This window comes from Streptomyces sp. NPDC046985, assembly GCF_040644415.1.
In the GTDB taxonomy this organism is placed as follows: Bacteria; Actinomycetota; Actinomycetes; order Streptomycetales; family Streptomycetaceae; genus Streptomyces.
Genome location: NZ_JBEYWK010000010.1, coordinates 16,974 through 34,754 on the forward strand (window position 1 = coordinate 16,974; position 17,781 = coordinate 34,754).

Below are 17,781 nucleotides of genomic sequence, written 5' to 3' on the forward strand. Positions count from 1 at the left end.
CGGCCCCGTCCGCTCGCCCGCTCAAGAGGGGCCCGTCACGAGCCGGACCCCAGGTGAGGCCCTGCGGCAGCCCAGGTGAGGCAGGGTCGCAGCCCAGGTGAGGCAGGGTCGCAGCCCAGGTGAGGCACCGTCGCGGGCGGCGCCCGCGCTCGTTAGGGTACGGGGGCGTGGCATCCCCTCCCCCGTACCCGACGCAGCCCCCCGCTCCCGTCCTCGCAGGCGGTGGGCCGGGGCGTCCGCACTGGTGGCAGCGGCGCAGGGTGCGCTACGGCGCCCTCGCCGCCCTGCTCGCGCTGTCCGGGCTGGTCATCCTCGCCCTGGTGCTTCGGCAGACCGGCGCCGAGGGACTGCTGGTGGGCCTCGGGCTGGCCGTGCTGCCCGTCCCGCTGCTGACGGCCGCCTTCCGCTGGCTGGACCGGGTCCACCCCGGCCCCTGGCGGAACATGGTGTTCGCCTTCGCCTGGGGCGCCTGCGCCGCCGCGCTCATCGCGCTCGTCGCCAACAGCTTCGCGACGAAGTGGATCGCGGCGGCGACCGCTGATCCGGGGGACGCGCACGCCCTCGGCGCGACCGTGATAGCGCCGGTGGTGGAGGAGTCCGCGAAGGCCGCCGCCGTCCTGCTGATCTTCCTCTTCCGCCGACGCGACGTCACCGGCGTCGTCGACGGGGCGGTCGTCGCCGGGGTGACCGCGACCGGGTTCGCGTTCACCGAGAACATCCTCTACCTCGGCACCGCCTTCGGCGCCGACCAGCTCACCGGCGACCGGGGCGTCGCCTCGGTCACCGCGGCCACCTTCTTCGTGCGGGTGGTGATGTCGCCGTTCGCGCACCCGCTGTTCACCGTCTGCACGGGCATCGGCTTCGGCCTCGCCGCCCTGGCCGGGGAGCGCCAGCGCCTGCGCCGCGTCCTGGCACCGGCGGCCGGGCTGCTGCTCGCGATGGGCATGCACGCCTTCTGGAACGGCTCCTCGGCCTTCGGCGAGTGGGGCTTCTTCGCGGTGTACGGGGTCGTCATGCTGCCCGCGTTCGGCCTGCTGACCTGGCTGGTGGTCTGGACCCGGCAGCGCGAGCTGCGGACCGTGCGCGAGGAGCTGCCCGGCTACGCCGCCGCCGGATGGCTGGCGCCCGCCGAGCCGTTCGCCCTGGGCTCCCTGCGGGCCCGGCGGCTCGCCCGCGCGTACGCGGCCCACCACCTGGGCAAACCGGCCGCGCGGACCGTCGCCCAGTACGAGGCGTACGCCACCTCGCTGGCCTTCCTGCGGCGCCGCGGACGCCTCGGCCGGGCCGGATCCGACATGGCCGCGCGGGAACGAGATCTGCTGCACGAGCTGTGGCGGCGCCGGGCGGTGGCGCGGCCCGCCCTCGAACACGCGGCCCGGATGACCGCCCCGCCGGTGCGGTTCGCCGCGTCGCCGTGGGCCGGATACGGGGCGCCGGGGGCGTGGGGAGGCCAAGGCGGGCACGGGGCCTGGGGAGGCCCGCACGGGCACGGGGCGTGGGGAGCCCACGGCATGTACGGGCAGCCGCAGTACGGCGTACCAGGGCCGTATTCGTACCCGTACCCGTACCTCTACGCGCAGCCGTATCCGGGCTGGTCCGGGCGGCCAGGGACGTCGCCCGGACCTGCGGCGGCGCCGGGGCCGTACGTGCCGCGCCAGCACGCCCCGGCCGTCCCCTCCCCCGCCCCCTACGTCCCGCAGGACCCGTACCGGGCGCCGTAGCGGAGGCCGGCACAACGCCCGGTGCGGGTGGGACGCCCGGTGCGGGTGGGACGCCCGGTGCGGGTGGGGCGCCCGGTGCGGGTGGGGCGGCTGCTCAGGCCGATGCCTGGGTGAGCTGGTCCAGTTCCTCCTGCGTCAGGCGCAGATCGGCCACCGCGAGCAGGGCCGGAAGCTGCTCCACGGTCCGCGCCGAGGCGATCGGAGCGGCCACCGTCGGCTGGGCGGCCAGCCAGGCGAGGGCCACCGTGGCGACCTCGGCGCTGTGCGCCTGTGCGACTTCGTCGAGGGCGGCCAGGACCTTCTGGCCGCGCTCGGTCGCCAGGTGCTTGGCGGCGCCCTCGGCCCGTGCGCTGTCGACCGTCGTGCCGGGCCGGTACTTGCCGGTCAGGAAGCCGGAGGCCAGCGCGTAGTAGGGGAGGGCGGCCAGGCCGGCGCTCTCGGCGAGGTCGCGCAGCTCGCCCTCGTAGGTGTCGCGCGAGACGAGGTTGTACTGCGGCTGGAGCGCCGCGTACCGGGCCAGGCCCTCCCGCTCGGAGAACTCCAGCGACTCCCGCAGGCGCCCGGCGGATATGTTGGAGGCGGCGATGTGCCGCACCTTGCCCGCCTTCACCAGCTCGTCGAGCGTGCCGATGATCTCCGCGACGGGGACCTCCGGCCGGTCGTAGTGGGTGTAGAGCAGGTCGATGTAGTCGGTGCCCAGGCGCTTCAGGGAGGCGTCGGCCGCGGCCCTGATGACGGGGGCGGTCAGCCCCTGGTGGTCGGGGTGCTGGCCGAGCTTGGTGGCGATGACGACGTCGGAGCGGTTGCCGCGCTCCTTGAGCCAGTCGCCGATGATCGTCTCGGACTCGCCGCCCCGGTTGCCCTCGACCCACGCCGAGTAGACGTCGGCGGTGTCGACGAAGTTGCCCCCGGCGGCGGCGTAGGCGTCCAGGACGGCGAAGGACTGCTCCTGGTCGGCGGTCCAGCCGAAGACGTTGCCGCCCAGCGCCAGCGGGAAGACCTCAAGATCGGACGAGCCAAGTGTGCGAAGAGAAGTCATGTATGCAGTCAACGATCGCCCGCTGCCTGCCATTCCTCGGCGCGCGCCGCATTGCCGCAAAAACCGGGCAAACGGTGTGGCTCAGGGGTTGAGGCCCCTGTCGCGCAGCCAGGGCATCGGGTCGATGGCGGCGGCCTGGCCGTTCGGATGCACCTCCAGGTGCACGTGCGGCCCGGTGACGTTGCCGGTGGCGCCGACGCGGCCGATGATCTCGCCGGTGCTCACCTTCTGCCCGACCGTCACGTTGATCGACGACTGGTGGCAGAACCACAGCTCGGTGCCGTCGTCGAGGGTGAGGATCGTCCGGTAGCCGTAGGCGCCGGCCCATCCGGCCTCGGTGATCGTGCCGCTGTGGATCGCCTTGATCAGGGTGCCGGTGGGCGCGGCGAAGTCGAGGCCGGTGTGGTGGCCCGAGGACCACATGGAGCCGGCCTCGCCGAAGGTGGAGGTGATGGTGTACGAGGAGGTCGGCAGCGTGTACTGCGCGGCCAGCTCCGCGCGTCTGACCTCTTCGGCCTTCCTCTGAACCGCCTCGTCCGCCTGCTTCTTCGCGGCGACGGCCTTGGCCTCGGCTTGCTTCCGCGCCGTGGCGACGGCCGCGTCGGCCCGCCGGGCGGCCGCGTCCTCCGCCGTCGCCTGCGCCTTGGCCGTGACCTGGCTCTGCTGCTGCTCGGCCTGGGCCATGATGCGGTTGCGCAGCGTCTCCCCTGCGTCGGCGCCGGTGCGCGTGCTCGCGGCGGAGACCGCGGTCGTCGTCGCGGGGCGCCCGGCGAGGTCGCTGAGCGCGGTCGCCGAGCCCCGCGCATCCTGCGCGCCGTCGTGACCGGCGCCGTCGAGCAGGGACTCCACGGAGGGCAGGTCGGGCAGCGAGATGGAGACCGGCGGCTTCCCGGTATGGGCGCTGGCCATCCCGCCCGCGCCGACGGCGGCCATGACGCCCACGCCGAGCACGGTGGAGCTGCGGGCGAGTCCGCCGCCGCGCTGCTTGGCGACACGGTGCCGGCCGCGCACCGGACGGAGCGAGTCCTCGGTGGGGTTCCACTCCTCCCAGGGCCCCTCGTCGGGGCGCCCGCCGTCGTGGCCGAAGGTCTCGGAGCGCTGGGTCGGCACGAACGGGGCAGCAGAGGCAGGCCGGTTGGACGCCACGCGGGCGTGCTCCTTTCCTTCCGTCGCCTACCGGGTTAGCTGACGGGTTCGGAACGGGAAGGTCTCCTACGCGCGTAAACCCGCCGTGCGACGACGGTGGAGTACGCCCGATTCACCCCAAGGTGGTGGTTCCCCGGTTCCCTCACGGGATTCGGCGCGTGCGCACGGAGCCGCCTCTTGTGACGGCTGTGACGACCGCGCTGCGTTATCGAACGTTAATAGACCCGCGCCAGAGATTCCAAGCCGTACGGCTTGATCATTCAGCCTTTTTGGCCGACCCGCAGGGTTCATGCACGGCCAAAACCGGGCGAGTTGACCGCGGGGCGGTGAGGGAGGCGGGGGCCGGTGCGCAGGGAGGCGGGGGCCGGGCGCCGGAACTCGCGCGTTCTGACGGTGCTTCAGGCGCCGCGGGAGTCACCGGAGCGCAGGGGAGGCGGTTGAAGCCGCCAGAAGCCGAGATCAGTCAGTCGCCCACTGTGAACGGGGCGCGAGGGACGCTGGACGTCGGAGACCGCGCACCTCAGCGAACGCACCCCAGCGGACGCACTCCCGCCGGGAAAACACTCAGGGCCGCTCCCGATCCGTAGATCGAAAGCGGCCCTGAGCCTTCAGTAGCGGGGACAGGATTTGAACCTGCGACCTCTGGGTTATGAGCCCAGCGAGCTACCGAGCTGCTCCACCCCGCGTCGATGAAGTAAACATACCTCATCCACGGGCCTGCTCGCGAACGCGTTGCCCGCGGACCTGCCCGCGGACCCGCTCGCCGACCGCATGTCCGGCCGCGCTCACGGAGCGCCCAGGTGCCGGTTGGGCTCCCGGGCGGCCTCCTCGAACTCCGGCAGGACGACGACCTCCGCACCGCCGCCCGCCAGCACGGCGCTCCCGTCGGCGCCCTCCACGAACGTGTCCGGCTCCCGCCAGGCCGTGACCACGCGCCGCACTCCCGCGTCGAGGATCAGCCGGGCGCACGGGCGGGGCCGCGAAGCGCGGCGGGCGCACGGCTCCAGGCTGCTGTAGACCGTGGCGCCGGCCAGCCGCGGATCCGCGGGATCGATCCTGGCCAGCGCGGCCTCTTCCGCGTGCACGACCGGGTCGCCGCCCTCGCGCGAGTGTCCGCGCGCCAGCTCGGTCCCGTCGGCGGCGACCACCACGGCGCCCACGCTGAAGGCGGTCCGCGACGGCGGGCACCGCGCCGCCAGCTCGCACGCGATCCGCAGCCAGTGCCGGTCCGCGGGAACGGCCGCGCCCGCGGCGCCGGGGGCGGTCGGCTCGTAGCGCATGAGGACGACGTCCCCGACGGACCGGCTCTCCACCAGCCGCAGCCGGCCCCCTTGGTACGCGCCCGGCCCGAACAGCCGAGGCGCCCGCGGGTCCCCCACGAACAGCGGGGCCAGGACGAGCTGCACCTCGTCGGCGAGCTGGCGCTGGAGCAGTTGGGTGTGCACCGTCCCGCCGCCCTCGACCATGAGCCGGCGCACCCCGCGCTCGTCGTGCAGGTGCTCCAGCAGGCGGCGCCAGTCGAGTACGGCGCCCAGGGAGACGACGGCGGCGGCGTCCGCGACGGCGGTCCCGCGCAGCCGCTCGGCGCCCGCGTCGGTGGTGTAGACGGCCTTCTCGCCGCCGGTGTGCCAGAAGCGCGCCTCGGGGTCCAGCGCGCCGGAGGCGCTGACCGTCACCTTCAACGGGTACTCCGGCCGCCCCGCGGCGACCCGGTCGGCGCGCCGCCGCGGCGAGTTCACCAGGAGCCGGGGGTTGTCGGCGCGCAGTGTGCCGGCGCCGATCAGAATCGCGTCGACCGACGCCCGCACCGCGTCGACCCGGTCGAAGTCAGCGGGACCGGACAGCAGCAGACGGTCGGGACCGGTGTCATCCAGATAACCGTCGAGAGAGACGGCGGCGGACAGCAGGACATACGGAAGAGCCACCGAGGCAGTCTCCCTCGCGAGGGGGGAAGGGGTCCAGCGGGGGTGGGGGGGCGCTGGGCCGCTGCTGGGCGGCGCCGTCCTCGACGGAGAAACCCGGATCACAGGGTGCGCCACCGCACACACGCATGGGGTGTGCCACCGCACGCTGAACTCGGCACCGAGGCCGGCGCGCCCACCGAACCCATGCGTGATCGTCGCGACGTCGTGTCCCCGTACTTTTTACGGCAGGTAGACCTTCTGCCACTCCACCGAGGTCATCGTCAGCGCCGCCTCCGCCAGTTCCTGTGCGGAGGCCGTCTTGAGCTTCGAGACGCTGCTGTCGATCCAGCCCTGGACGTTCGCGCAGCCCTGCTCCCGGTACTCGACGGCCTGGATCAGGCACTCCAGCTTGTCGGCGTCGTGCGCGCAGATCACCTCAAGGGAGTCGCCCTGCTCGTACTCCTCGACGATCTTCTGTGCGCCGGACCTCACGGCGGGGTGCGCTGCCGACACCTGATCGGCGGTGACCTTCTCGTTCGACGCCGCGTCCAGGTACCGCCTGCCGATGTGCGGGATGTCGCTGACCCGCGTCTCCTGGGTGTCGTGCCACAGCCCGAGAAGGGCGGCCTTGGCGGGGTCGGCGCCTTCCATCATGGCGAGCACCGAGGCGATCAGGGCCGCGCGGAAACTGTGCTCGGCGATCGTCTCGGGGTCCTTGATCCCGGCGATCCACCACCCGGAGCGCTTGGCCCTCTTCAGCATCCCCATCTCCATCAGGAAGCCTGCGGTGCCCTTTGCCGTCTCGTCCGCCATGTGGTGCCTCCGGTCCTATGCCTTGCAATTCTGGCGTAAAACGTAATGCATAGTGCTTAGTTCGCGCTGGGCGCGAGCCGAGATTCGATCACTGCTGAGGAGCTGATCGACCTCCTGACCGAGAGACCGAGCCGCATCCGGGACAGCGAGCGGGAGCCATCCGCAGACGGCAAGAAGCGCCCACAGGCTGTGGACGTACAGATCGACGTAGCCCGGGGCCTGATGGATGCCCTGCACGAGGCGCCGGAAGAGCGCCACGGGTTCGAACGCTGAGAGAGTCTTGTCGACCATGAAGTGGTCGCTGGCCTGGGCCTGCGGCAACGCTCCCAGCCAATAGGCCCAGTAGTTCAAATTGGCTGCTTCGGCGTCGTCGTCCTCGGCCATGGACCGGTCGATGAACGTGAGCAGTGGCTCCGGGTCACCGAGTCGGGCCAAGGCTGCGGCTGTGGAACGCGCCCCGGCCCAACGAGGCGTCCATCCGTGTGCGGCGAGCACGTCTCGCCGTGAGTGCAGGGCCTGTGCCGTCCAACGAGTGGCGTCGGGGCTTCGGTCGTAGGAGCTGAGGTACAGGGCCTGCCGGTGGAGTAACACGCCCTGATCGCTCGTACGGTCGGCGGATTCGGCAGATGCCCTCAGGTGATCGAAGAAGTCCTTGCGCACCTGGGCGGGCAGCAGCGGCGCCAAGGGAGTCGTGCTCCGCCTCGGCGTCCTGACTCGGTGGGCGAGAGCGGGTGGCGTTGTGCCGTTGAGGGCCCAAGCGATCATGTGAGCCGTATCGCGGGTGTGCACCCACTCCGCAAGCGGGTGCGGATGCCCCGCCTCGGGTGGATGCAGGGCTGCCGCGATGATCCGGTCAGCGTCCATCGCAGCGTCGAGGAAAGCCAGCACGCCAGGGTCCGCGCCCAGCAGCGGAAGTTGACGACGGAGGTTGAGGAGCGCGCCCGCCTTCATGTGCGCCAGGGGGCGTCGGCCGGACTCCCAGCCTTGAACAGTCGCCAGGTCAACGCCCAACTTCTCGGCGAAGCCGGACTGCGTGGCAGGGATGGTTTCGCGGGTCAGGCGCAGAACGAATCCGGCGATCGTGCCGCCTGTCCCGCGTCGTCCTTGAGCTGCCATACCGCTCCTGATGCAGTCAGCTACCGAATACGTACCCTCGGTCAGTCCTCACGCATCCGGCGAGCTCGTAGATTCAAATCGCGGGATTCACACGGATTCTGTTTCAGCTCCGTGGTGACGCCGCAGCCGTCGCAAGGCATGTGCTCCTGCGCTCCCCCGCGCAACGCGACGGCTTGGAGGAGAGCGCTTGGCCTTGTGTGCGCCCCCGGCAGGGGCCAAGTGCTCCAAACCTCGGAGGAAGCGCTGTGACCCCGATCGTGACCCAAGTTGCTGCTGTCGGCTATCCCGGATACTCCTCGCAACTCCCCCGCGTGGCCAGGTCAGTCCCCCATGCGCGCCGACTCGTTCGCTCGGCCCTGGACGCCTGGAGCCTGGCTGGCATAGCTGAGGACGCGACGCTGGCAGTGTCGGAGTTGGCAGCGAACGCTGTTCGTCACGGCTCGGGCCGGCGAATGGTGGTGCGGGTGACCCGCGTGGGCCCAAACCGCGTGCGCATCGCCGTTTCGGATCGATCGAAGAAGCCTCCGTACCTTGTGACGCCCTCGGAGAACGCCTCGACTGGCCGTGGAATGCACCTGATCGAAGCCGTGTCAGACAGATGGGGAACGGATCTGCTCCCCTGGGGGAAACGCGTCTGGTCCGAGCACGTCGGCGAACCCGTTGTCCGTGCGACGCGTGCTGACTGACCCCAGCGGAGGGCACTGGGCGCCCGGCGGACCATAGGCAGCCGAGTGCTGGCCGCTGCTGACGCGCGAAGCCGAACACGTCGCGCGGGGGACGACCGTCTGTGCTGCGTGCTCGCCTCCCAGCTCATCAGGGAGTTGCGCTCGGCACGGCCTCCGCTCAATAGGCGAGTTGTGACAAGCTCGTGCCTGGTGGCGTCAGAGAGCGTTCGCCCTGATCACGCATAGCGCGGCGTACCGCTATCGGGCCAGCAGCGCCCATCCACATCGATGAGCACCCCGCCATCGCCATTCAGTACGGCGTCATCTGCATCCCGACCCGACCATGAACCACTACAAAGGCGGCGAGGTCGTCCAGACCATCTTAGGGGCCAAGCCGAAGGCCGCCCTCGAACGCGAACTCGCCAATCACCTCACCTGACATGCCACGCTCGCAGGGCGCCGCAGTGGCACGTCGCTGAACTCCCCCGGACCTGTGAGCAGATCTAAGGTCAGCGCGCAGGAGCGCGTGCCGCGAGCACAGGAATGGAAGCGATCTTCCGTGCGTCCAGGTGTTCCCACACCAGCCCGGACGGCCGGTGCGGTGAGGGGCAAGTGATGGTCTCCTGTGGGGTCACGATCACGTCGACACCCACGTCGTGTGTGGTTGCGGGCAGATCCTCGTCGAGGACTTGCAGCCCGTGCACGGTGGTGACGACGACGGTGTGGTCGCCGATGAGCCCGGCCTCGCTGAGGAGTGCGAACTCCAGGTCGGAGTATCCGGCGCCCTTGCCGATGCGCACCCCGGCTCGGTTCACGGCGACGCTGCCCAGCACGACCATGTCCACGGGCTGGAGGGCGTCCACGCCCACTTTGGGGGCGATGTCGGCGGCGACTCGGCTGGAGGCGGCTTCGGCTGGCGGGATGGTGAGGGCTGCGGGATCGAGCAGGTAGAAGGGGCGCGGGTCAGCGAGCTTGGGCACGGCCATGAAGACGGTCTTGCCCTCGGCCAGCGCAAGAGCGCGCACGGGGATCTGTGCCTTGTCGGGCACGGACTTGATCACTCCGGCGTGCTGCCAGGCGGGGAGCGCCCCGAGCCTGGAGGCTGCCTCCTGTGATCCGACGAAGTTCGGGATCCGGCCGTGCGCGGTGGCGTCGTGGACGGCGTTGTTGGCGTCAAGGACGTCCCATACGCGCTCGCGTACTCGCTGCTTCGCTCGGTCCACGTCCGTGAACGTCCGGTCTTCGCTCATGCCGCCTCCATCAGTGCCAACAGGCGATCCTGCGCCTCCTGTACCGCGTTCTCGGCTCGCCAGGGGCGCAGTTCGCGTGCGGCGCGGAAGACGATGTTCATTCCACCACCTCCGCGCGTCCCTTGCAGTTCGTCGACGGCATCGTCGAAGACGGCGAGCCCGGCGTCGAGGTCGCCTCGGCGGATAGCGGTGAGGGCGAGGTTGCCCAGGACGATCGCCCGCGACTTGTGACGGCCCTGCATCCGTGACGCGGTGTCCTGTAAGAACTGCTCCGCCTTGTCGAACCTCCCGAGCGACAGGTAGCAGGAGCCGGCGAGGCGGCCGAAGTGCGTCGGGGTGAAGAGTTCGTGGGCTGCGTCGGCGGCGCCGAGGTCACACAGCAGCTCCTCGCCGAAGAACTCGCCGCCTCGGGCTGGCACGTCGCCTACCTCGGCTCGCACGAAGCCCCCTGGAGCGGGGCCACCCAGCTCTCCGGGATGCGCGCCCATCTGGACCTGCATCGCGTCCCGTACTACGAGGATGCGGACGCCCTGCGCTACCGGTGGAACGGTGTCGAGTGCGCCGCGTCGACGCAGAACAACGTGGAGCACGCGCTCAGAAGCCTGTTGGACGCGCTCCGCCCCGACGTCGTGTTCACCTCGCAGGAAGGCTCGGCGCAGCTCGCCGCGCAGACCAGGCCGACCGCGCTCGTCGCCGGCCTGCTGCACTCCGTCTCCGCCACGGGCCTGGGCGTCCTCGCCGGCCGACCCCACTACGGTCTCGCCGTGTCGGAGTTCGTCCGGACACGTGCACCTCACACCGCTGGAACCCGCCTTGCCGTGATGTACCCGCCGTTCGCTCCGCCTCGGCCGAGCATGGACGAGATCCGCTCCGCGTCCGTACTGATGATCAACCCCGTCCCGGCCAAGGGCTCGGAGCTACTGCATCGACTCATCCGGCTCATGCCGGAACAGCACTTCACCCTGATAGAGGGCTGGTGGGACACGACCGCCGACTTCGCCGCCCACCCGAACGTGACGTACGTGCCCCGCGTGTACGACATGGGGACCCTGTACCGGAAACACCGCCTGCTACTGGTCCCGTCCGTCGTGGAGGACGCCTTCCCCCGCGTGATCATCGAGGCCGCGCTGCACGGCGTCCCGAGCATCGGAACCGACCGGGGCGGAATCCCCGAGGCGATCGGCGACGCCGGGATCGTGCTGCCCGGCGCCGCCGGTCCTGAGACATGGGTACGGGCGATCCGAAACGCTGACTGCGAGGCGCTCGGGATGAGGGCCCTGCGCCGGGCGGCCTGGTTCACGCGACCGTGCCTTCCCGACCTCCGGGAACTCGGTGTCCCTGTCTAGGCAGTCCCGGCGAACGCCCGCTCCACCACGTCGAGCCGCTCCGTCCACCAGTGGAGGAGCGCCTCGTCGGCGAGGAACAGGTCGTCACAGGAGTGGTCGTCCCGATCGAAGTGAAATTCGAGCTGCCAGAAGTCCGTCATCCGCTTCCACCACAGTCGCCGAGCCGCGTCGATCAGCGCGGCCGGCTCCAGTGGAATCACCGGCCGGTAGCCGGACACGAAGGCCGACACCCGCTCCAAGTCGAAGACGCCCTCCACGCCGAACTGCACCTGCGCCGTACGCACGACTTCCTCCGCGTACGGGCGAATGCCGAGCCGGTCCCAGTCCAGGATCGCGGCCAGCTCACCGTCCGCCCAGAGGAGGTTCCGGTACTGGAAGTCACCGTGCGTCCAGCCGTGCCGTCCCGCAAGGATGTCACTCTCGGGGCGCAGGTGGGCGTGCTTGCCGAGGAGGATCTTGCGCTCTTCGACGGCAATGGACGCAGCCACGTCGAAGGCGTCGTCCACGCCCAGGGCCGATATCGCTCCGACAAGCCGATCAGCCTTCTGTACGGCTCGCCCAGGCTCCGTCACCTCAACGGTGACCGATGCCGGCACGGCGGGCAGTCCTAGGTCTTTTGCGGTGTGGCCCAGCGCCACATGAAGTCGTGCGAGGTGTGCGCCGAGTTCGGACACCTGCGACAAGGAGAGGTCGATTCCGCGCACGTGCTCCCCGTCCGACCAGGGGAACAGGCAATAGCCGCTACCGCCCACTTCGGCGATCACCTCGCCCGAAACGGTGGGCAGCGGAGCGCACGCGGGGACGCCGTGCGAAGCGAGGACAGGGAGGACCGCGAGGTTACGTCGCAGCCGGTTGAGCGGCACGTCCGTGACCCGCTTGAGGACGAACCTTCCGACTGGCGTGACCAGCCGCCAGTTCACGTTCATCAGGCCGTCGGCCAAGTGCCGCCGATCCAGTACTTCGCCGATGTCGAACGCCTCGATCAGCGCGGCAAGATCATCTGTGGGGATGTGCGTCCTGTCCCCCACATTCGCATCGGTCACCCAGTCGACGATACGGGGGTCGGACAGCCGGGCACACAAGGATCACTGGGCTGCTCCTGCGTAGCCGGGCGTTCACGGTGGCCGTCTTGTTCCTTCAGGGAGCGGAGCACGCAGGTCGTCCGCCAACTCCATGAAGCGGTCGATGCGATCGAGGAGCGGTTGTCCCCACAGTGACCGCCCTTGGCGGTTCCACCGCCTCACCCGTCCGGCCCTCGGCGTGTAGGACTTCCTCTTCCGCTCACGCACGCGCCCCTGAACGACGGAGCGCCCCGATCAGCCGAAACCGATCGGAGCGCTCCGTCCCAGGTCAGAGGGGATAGCCCCTCCCCCCGCACCCGTAGGCCCTGTGGGACTCGAACCCACAACCAATGGATTAAAAGTCCACTGCTCTGCCAATTGAGCTAAGGGCCCTGGCGATGTCGCCTCCCCGAGCATAGCCGTAGGAGGGCGCGTGTCCGATCGCGTATCGGGGCGGCGGGGCGGACGTGTCCCTGGAGGTAAGGGGCGTGCGGGCGCCCGCGGGGTCAGGGGGCGGCCGGATCGGGGGCCGGGGTGGGCTGGTGGGCGCCGGGCGCGGGCGGGGCGAGGAACCAGTGGCGGGCCGAGGCGAGCCACCAGGCGGCGGCGAAGCCGAGGACCACCAGGACGGCGACGGGGGCGTAGTTGAAGGTGTCCCAGGTGACCGGGGAGAGCTGCGGCAGCATGAACAGGACGGTGATCACACCGACCCAGGCCACCGACACGACGCCGACCGCCCGCGACCAGCGGCCCAGGTGCCAGGGGCCGCGGGCGAACGCCGCGCCCTTGCGCACCCGCAGCAGGGTGGGGATGACGTAGGCGATGTAGAGGCCGATCACCGCGATGGACGTGACGGCGGCGTACGCGGTCACGTTGATCAGGTACGGCAGGCCGAGGGCCAGGGCGCCGAGCGCGGCCAGCCACACCGCCGCCACCGGTGTGCGCGTGCGGGGGCTCACCGTGTGCCAGAGGCGGGAGAAGGGCAGCGCCCCGTCGCGCGAGAAGGCGTAGATCATACGGCTGTTGGCGGTGACGGACGCCATCCCGCAGAAGAGCTGCGCGCCGATCACGACCAGGAGCAGCAGCTTGCCCGCCGTCGCGCCGAGCGCGTCGAGCAGGATCTGGGCGGGCGGCGCCCCGGTCGGGGAGGCCAGTTCGCGGCCGTAGTCCTGGATGGCGTAGGCGAAGCCGAGCAGGAGGACGAAGCCGGCGATCCACGAGGTCCAGATGGAGCGGACGATGCCCTGGGGACCGGCCGTCGAGGCGTCGTGGGTCTCCTCCGTCATGTGGGCGGAGGCGTCGTAGCCGGTGAAGGTGTACTGCGCCATCAGCAGGCCGAGCAGGACCACGTAAGTCCCGCTGCCCCAACCGGTGTTGTTCACAAAGCGGGTGAAGACGAACGACGTCGACTGGTGGCGGTCCGGGACCAGGGCGAGCGCGGCGACGATCACCGCGACGCCCAGCACGTGCCACCACACGCTGACGCTGTTGAGGAAGGCGACGATCCGCACGCCGAAGGTGTTCAGCAGGCCGTGCAGGAGCAGGATCGCCGAGAAGAGCAGGACGGTGCGGCCGGGGGTGACGACGAAGCCGAACTGGAGGTTCAGATAGGCGCCCAGGAAGGACGCGGCGCCGAAGTCGATGCCGGCCGTCACCGCCACCTGGCCCAGCACGTTGAACCACCCCGTGAACCACGCCCAGGCGGCGGCCGAACGCGGCGGGGCCAGCCGGTGGGCCCAGAAGTACAGGCCCGCGGAGGTCGGGTAAGCCGAGCAGATCTCGGCCATCGACAGCCCCACCAGCAGGGTCATCAGGCCGACGACCACCCAGCCCCAGGTGATCACGGCGGGGCCGCCGGTGTTCATCCCGAAGAGGTACAGGGTCAGGCAGCCGGACAGCACCGAGATGATCGTGAAGGAGACGGCGTAGTTGGAGAACGCGGACATGCGGCGCGCGAGGACCTGGGTGTAGCCGAGCTGGGCCAGCAGTTCCTCGTCCGACGAGCGGCCGGTCGTCTGCGCCTGGACCTGCGCGGCCTGCGCGGCCTGCGGTTGAGTGGCCTGTGGCTGCCCGGCCTGCGTCTGCGCGGCCTGCGTCTGCCCTTCGGGGGCTTGATCTGTCATGTCCCCAGCAATTCCCGCACTGCGGGCGGTGCATGCGGGCGGTGCGCGTGGGCGGTGCGTGCGAGTCGGTCCGTTCGGGAGCGAGCCCACGGTGGCCGGTCCGTCCGGGCGGCCCGGCGTCCCGCGTCCCGGCGGAGCGAGCCCGCGTTGCCGGGCGCCGATGAGGGGCAGGGCCCGGTGCCGATGACGGCGACGGCGACGGCGAGGGCGGCGACGGCGACGGCGACGGGCCGGACGACGGCGACGGCCAGTGCTGAGGCCGTTCACGACGACAGGGCCCGCACGACGGTCGTCGTGCGGGCCCTGTCACCTCGCTGCTGTCATGTCACCGCTGGCGTCTCACCGCGCGGTGACCTCAGCGCGCGTCAGCCGTTGCGCTTCCAGCGCGGCTTGTCGTCGCGGCGGCCGAAGGAGGAGCTGCTGCCGCTGCTGCTGCCGCGGTGGTCGTCACGGCGGCCGTACGGACGCTCGTGGCCGCCGGAGCGGAAGCCGGGGCGGTCGCCCTGGCGGTCGCGGTTGAACGGGCGGTCGCTGCCGCGGTGGCCGCCACGGTCGTCGCGGCGGGCCGGACGCTCGTCCCGGTGGAAGGCGCCCCGCTCGCCGCGGTCGCTCCGCTCGCCGCGGTCGAAGCCACGGTCACCGCCACGGTCCCGGTCACGGTCGCGGTTGAAGCCGCCGCGGTCGTCCCGGCGCTCGAAGCCGCGCGCACCGCGGTCACGGTCCCGGTCGTCCCGGCGGAAGCCGCCACGGTCACCGGCGCGGTCGCGGTCGAAGGAACGGCCGCCCCTGTCGCCGCGGTCGTCCCGGCGGAAGCCGCCCCGGTCACCGCCACGGTCCCGGTCACGGTCGCGGTTGAAGCCGCCGCGGTCGTCCCGGCGCTCGAAGCCGCGCCCACCGCGGTCACGGTCACGGTCGAAGGAACGGTCGCGGTCGAACGTACGCCCGCCCCTGTCGTCCCGCCGCTCGCGGCGCTCGTACGAAGACGACGCGGGACGCTCCTCGCGCTCGTTCCGCTCGAAGCGCTCCGCGCGGTCGGAACGCTCGGCCCGGTCGACGTCCTTGGCCGCCGGCTGCTCCGGCACCGACACCTCGTCCGCGCTCTCCGCGGCCTGCGCCTCGGCCACCGCCGTCTCGGGGTCGTCGCCCCGCTCGCGGGCGGCGCGGGCCACCAGCCGGTCGGCCTCGTCGCGCAGTTCGGCGGCACGCCGCTGGGCGCGCTCCAACTGCTGGGTGAGCTGGGAGACCTCCCGCTCGGCCTGCTGCGCGGCGTTGCCCGCGGACTCGGCCTGCACCTCGGTCATGGACCGGGCGCCGGTGATCTCGGCGACCTCCGGCTCGAAGGCCGCGCCGCCCTGGACGAGGTGACGCGAGGCGTCGACGCCCGCGTCCTCCATCAGCCGGAAGATCTGGCGCCGCTGGTGCGGCAGGGAGAGCGAGACGACCGTGCCGGTGCGGCCCGCGCGGGCGGTGCGGCCCGCGCGGTGCAGGTAGTCCTTGTGGTCGCCGGCCGGGTCGACGTTCAGCACCAGGTCGATGCCGTCGACGTGGATGCCGCGCGCGGCGACGTCCGTGGCGACCAGGACGTTGACGTACCCGTCCTTGAAGTCGGCCAGGGTGCGGGTGCGGGCGCCCTGGGTCATGCCGCCGTGCAGCGCGTCGGCCTTGGCGCCGGCGTCGCGCAACTGCTCGGCGACGCGGTCGGCGCCGAGCTGGGTGCGCACGAAGATGATGGTGCGGCCCTTGCGGGAGGCGATGGCCGCGGTGACCGGCGCCTTGTCCTTGGGCTTCACGATCAGGATGTGGTGCGACATGGTCGTCACCGCGCCCTGCGCCGCGTCGACCTCGTGGCTGACCGGGTCGGTCAGGTAGCGGTCGACGAGGGTCTTGATCTCGTTCTCCATGGTCGCGGAGAACAGCATCCGCTGGCCGTCCGACGGGACCTGGTCGAGCAGCTCGGTGACCTCGGGCAGGAAGCCCAGGTCGGACATCTGGTCGGCCTCGTCGAGGACGGCGATCCGCACGTCCTGGAGCGAGCACGCGCCCCGCTTGATGACGTCGCGCAGCCGGCCCGGGGTGGCGACCAGGACGTCGACGCCCCGCTCCAGGGCGTAGATCTGGTTGCCCATGGACGTGCCGCCGCAGACGACCTTCATCTTCAGGCCGAGGACGTCGCCGTAGGGCTGGAGCGCGTCGGCCACCTGCATGGCCAGCTCGCGGGTCGGGGTGAGGATGACGGCGCGCGGGCGCTTCTTCTCGGTGCGGCCGCCGGCCAGCGCGGCCAGGGTCGGCAGACCGAAGGAGAGGGTCTTGCCGGAGCCGGTGCGGCCGCGGCCCAGGATGTCCTTGCCGGCCAGGGCGTCCGGGATGGTCGCGGCCTGGATCGGGAAGGGGGTGGTCACGCCGTTCTGCGCGAGCTTGCGGACGACGCCCTCGGGCAGCCCCAGGTCGGCGAAGGTGAGCTCGGGGGCCTGGGGGGTCTCCGCCTGCTCGGCGGCCTCGTGGCCCTCGGGGGCGTCCTCGGCGCTCTCGGGCACGACGACGTCAGTACTGATAATGGACATGCGAATGCGAAACCTTCCGGAGTCTCTTCGGCACGCGCCCGTCAACTCCGTGTTTCGCTTCACGACCGCCTCAATGCGGTCCGCCACGGCAAGGGAGAGTACGCGCCACACGGCGCGCTCTTCATGGGCGCCGGGCAATTGGGTTCAAACGATCTAACAGCTTACGCAGCCTTACCCTCAGAAGGCAAATCGCGCCCCTTGAGCGTCGCCTCAGTCCCGTCCGCGCACGTCAGGGCGTCGTCCGCCCGCCGCCTGTCGGCGCGCCGCGCCGGCTGTCAGGGGGGCGCGCCGCCTGTCGGGCTGTCGGGCTGTCGGGCTGTCGGGCTGTCGGGCTGTCGGGCTGTCGGGCTGTCGGGCTGTCGGGCTGTCGGGTCACGGAATCATCCAGCGCGACCAGCGCGACTGCCGCCGCTGCCGCACCCGGCCCGGCGCGCGCTGTCCCGTCTGCGCCCCGGATCCGTCGTGCGCGGAGGACGACGGGTCGGGCGGCGTGGGGTCCGGCGAGGGCGGCGGGGCGGGCGAGGACACGGGCGGCGGGGCCGGCGGGGCGGACGTCTGCGACGGCTCGGGCGCCGGGGCGGGAGGCGTCGGACCGCCCGGCTGCGGGGGCGCGCCGGGCTTCCCCGGCGGGGCCGCGGACGCGCTGCCCGCGGCCGACTGCGCGGCGGACGCGGAGGACGAGGGGTCCTTCGTGTCCCGTCCCTTTCCGTCGCGCCCGTGCTTGCCGTCACCGCCGTCGCCGCCGGCCGCCGCGTCCCCGCCCGACGCCTCCGTCCCGCCGCCCCGGGCGCCCTGCCCGTGCGGGAGCGCCGAGTGCGACGGCCGGGGGGCGCCGCCGGAGTCGTCCCCCACGCTCACACAGCCGGTGGCCGCGGTGAGGGCGGCGGCCGTCGCGGCCAGACGGACGGACAAGGGCAAGGGGCGCACGGAAGCCACCTCCGGAAGGCAGAAGTCTCCGTGTCCAACTCCCGGCGCCCTCAAGAGGACACGCCACCGACGCCGAACAGCGCGCCGACGCCGTCGCCCGGACGGCGCC

14 protein-coding genes, 2 tRNA genes, 1 pseudogene and 1 riboswitch are annotated in these 17,781 nt (G+C 71.7%); of the genes and pseudogenes, 4 read left to right on the forward strand and 13 right to left on the reverse strand.

Going from position 1 to position 17,781, the window contains the following annotated elements:
- The first annotated feature begins 167 nt into the window (after positions 1-167).
- Entirely contained in the window at positions 168-1,721 is a 1,554-nt protein-coding gene (locus ABZ861_RS14915) for a PrsW family intramembrane metalloprotease (protein ID WP_361629388.1), read from the forward strand.
- Positions 1,722-1,815: 94 nt separating this feature from the next.
- Here ABZ861_RS14915 and ABZ861_RS14920 read toward each other — a convergent pair whose 3' ends face one another.
- The 6 genes from ABZ861_RS14920 to ABZ861_RS14945 all read right to left on the reverse strand — a co-directional run bounded on the left by ABZ861_RS14920 (position 1,816) and on the right by ABZ861_RS14945 (position 7,739).
- Complete coding sequence (locus ABZ861_RS14920; protein WP_361629391.1) at positions 1,816-2,760, reverse strand: aldo/keto reductase; 945 nt, start codon at positions 2,758-2,760, stop codon at positions 1,816-1,818.
- Between the two features lie 81 nt (positions 2,761-2,841).
- Positions 2,842-3,906: a M23 family metallopeptidase gene (locus ABZ861_RS14925; RefSeq protein WP_361629394.1), complete on the reverse strand. Its 1,065-nt coding sequence runs from the start codon at positions 3,904-3,906 to the stop codon at positions 2,842-2,844.
- 7 nt (positions 3,907-3,913) lie between these two features.
- Positions 3,914-4,073: riboswitch (cyclic di-AMP (ydaO/yuaA leader) on the reverse strand.
- A gap of 445 nt (positions 4,074-4,518) precedes the next feature.
- A tRNA-Met gene (locus ABZ861_RS14930) sits at positions 4,519-4,592 on the reverse strand.
- 99 nt (positions 4,593-4,691) lie between these two features.
- Complete coding sequence (locus ABZ861_RS14935) at positions 4,692-5,831, reverse strand: dihydrofolate reductase family protein (protein ID WP_361629397.1); 1,140 nt, start codon at positions 5,829-5,831, stop codon at positions 4,692-4,694.
- 219 nt (positions 5,832-6,050) lie between these two features.
- Positions 6,051-6,623 carry an HD domain-containing protein gene (locus tag ABZ861_RS14940; RefSeq protein WP_361629400.1) on the reverse strand — a complete coding sequence of 191 codons (573 nt, stop codon included), beginning with the start codon at positions 6,621-6,623 and terminating at the stop codon, positions 6,051-6,053.
- Between the two features lie 15 nt (positions 6,624-6,638).
- Positions 6,639-7,739 carry an XRE family transcriptional regulator gene (locus tag ABZ861_RS14945; protein ID WP_361629403.1) on the reverse strand — a complete coding sequence of 367 codons (1,101 nt, stop codon included), beginning with the start codon at positions 7,737-7,739 and terminating at the stop codon, positions 6,639-6,641.
- A gap of 311 nt (positions 7,740-8,050) precedes the next feature.
- On the opposite strand from ABZ861_RS14945, the gene ABZ861_RS14950 reads away from it, so the two are divergent.
- The gene (locus ABZ861_RS14950) at positions 8,051-8,425 is read left to right on the forward strand and encodes an ATP-binding protein (RefSeq protein ID WP_361629925.1); all 375 of its coding nucleotides are present in this window, start codon (positions 8,051-8,053) and stop codon (positions 8,423-8,425) included.
- 257 nt (positions 8,426-8,682) lie between these two features.
- Positions 8,683-8,843 (forward strand): annotated as a pseudogene (locus tag ABZ861_RS14955) (thioredoxin family protein); the annotation flags it as partial.
- A 70-nt stretch (positions 8,844-8,913) separates the two neighbouring features.
- Here the strand turns inward: ABZ861_RS14955 and ABZ861_RS14960 are convergent.
- Together ABZ861_RS14960 and ABZ861_RS14965 are read right to left on the reverse strand one after the other, a co-directional pair.
- Entirely contained in the window at positions 8,914-9,654 is a 741-nt protein-coding gene (locus ABZ861_RS14960) for a 5-formyltetrahydrofolate cyclo-ligase (protein ID WP_361629406.1), read from the reverse strand.
- A complete protein-coding gene (locus ABZ861_RS14965) occupies positions 9,651-10,073 on the reverse strand; it encodes a tetratricopeptide repeat protein (RefSeq protein ID WP_361629409.1) in 423 nt (140 codons plus the stop codon). The genes ABZ861_RS14960 and ABZ861_RS14965 overlap by 4 nt, the downstream gene beginning before the upstream one ends.
- Here ABZ861_RS14965 and ABZ861_RS14970 point away from each other — a divergent pair.
- A complete protein-coding gene (locus tag ABZ861_RS14970; protein WP_361629412.1) occupies positions 10,002-11,000 on the forward strand; it encodes a glycosyltransferase in 999 nt (332 codons plus the stop codon). The genes ABZ861_RS14965 and ABZ861_RS14970 overlap by 72 nt on opposite strands.
- On the opposite strand, the gene ABZ861_RS14975 is transcribed toward ABZ861_RS14970, so the two are convergent.
- The 5 genes from ABZ861_RS14975 to ABZ861_RS14995 form a co-directional block, all read right to left on the reverse strand.
- On the reverse strand, positions 10,997-12,082 hold the full coding sequence (locus ABZ861_RS14975) for a phosphotransferase (RefSeq protein WP_361629415.1): 1,086 nt from the start codon (positions 12,080-12,082) through the stop codon (positions 10,997-10,999). The genes ABZ861_RS14970 and ABZ861_RS14975 overlap by 4 nt on opposite strands.
- Positions 12,083-12,381: 299 nt before the next feature.
- Positions 12,382-12,454 (reverse strand) — tRNA-Lys (locus ABZ861_RS14980).
- 113 nt (positions 12,455-12,567) lie between these two features.
- Positions 12,568-14,184, reverse strand: a complete 1,617-nt coding sequence (locus ABZ861_RS14985; RefSeq protein ID WP_361629418.1) for an amino acid permease — start codon at positions 14,182-14,184, stop codon at positions 12,568-12,570.
- Positions 14,185-14,549: 365 nt separating this feature from the next.
- Positions 14,550-16,745, reverse strand: coding sequence for a DEAD/DEAH box helicase (locus tag ABZ861_RS14990; protein ID WP_361629421.1), 2,196 nt, complete (start codon positions 16,743-16,745; stop codon positions 14,550-14,552).
- Positions 16,746-17,117: 372 nt separating this feature from the next.
- Entirely contained in the window at positions 17,118-17,672 is a 555-nt protein-coding gene (locus ABZ861_RS14995; RefSeq protein WP_361629424.1) for a hypothetical protein, read from the reverse strand.
- Positions 17,673-17,781 lie beyond the last annotated feature (109 nt).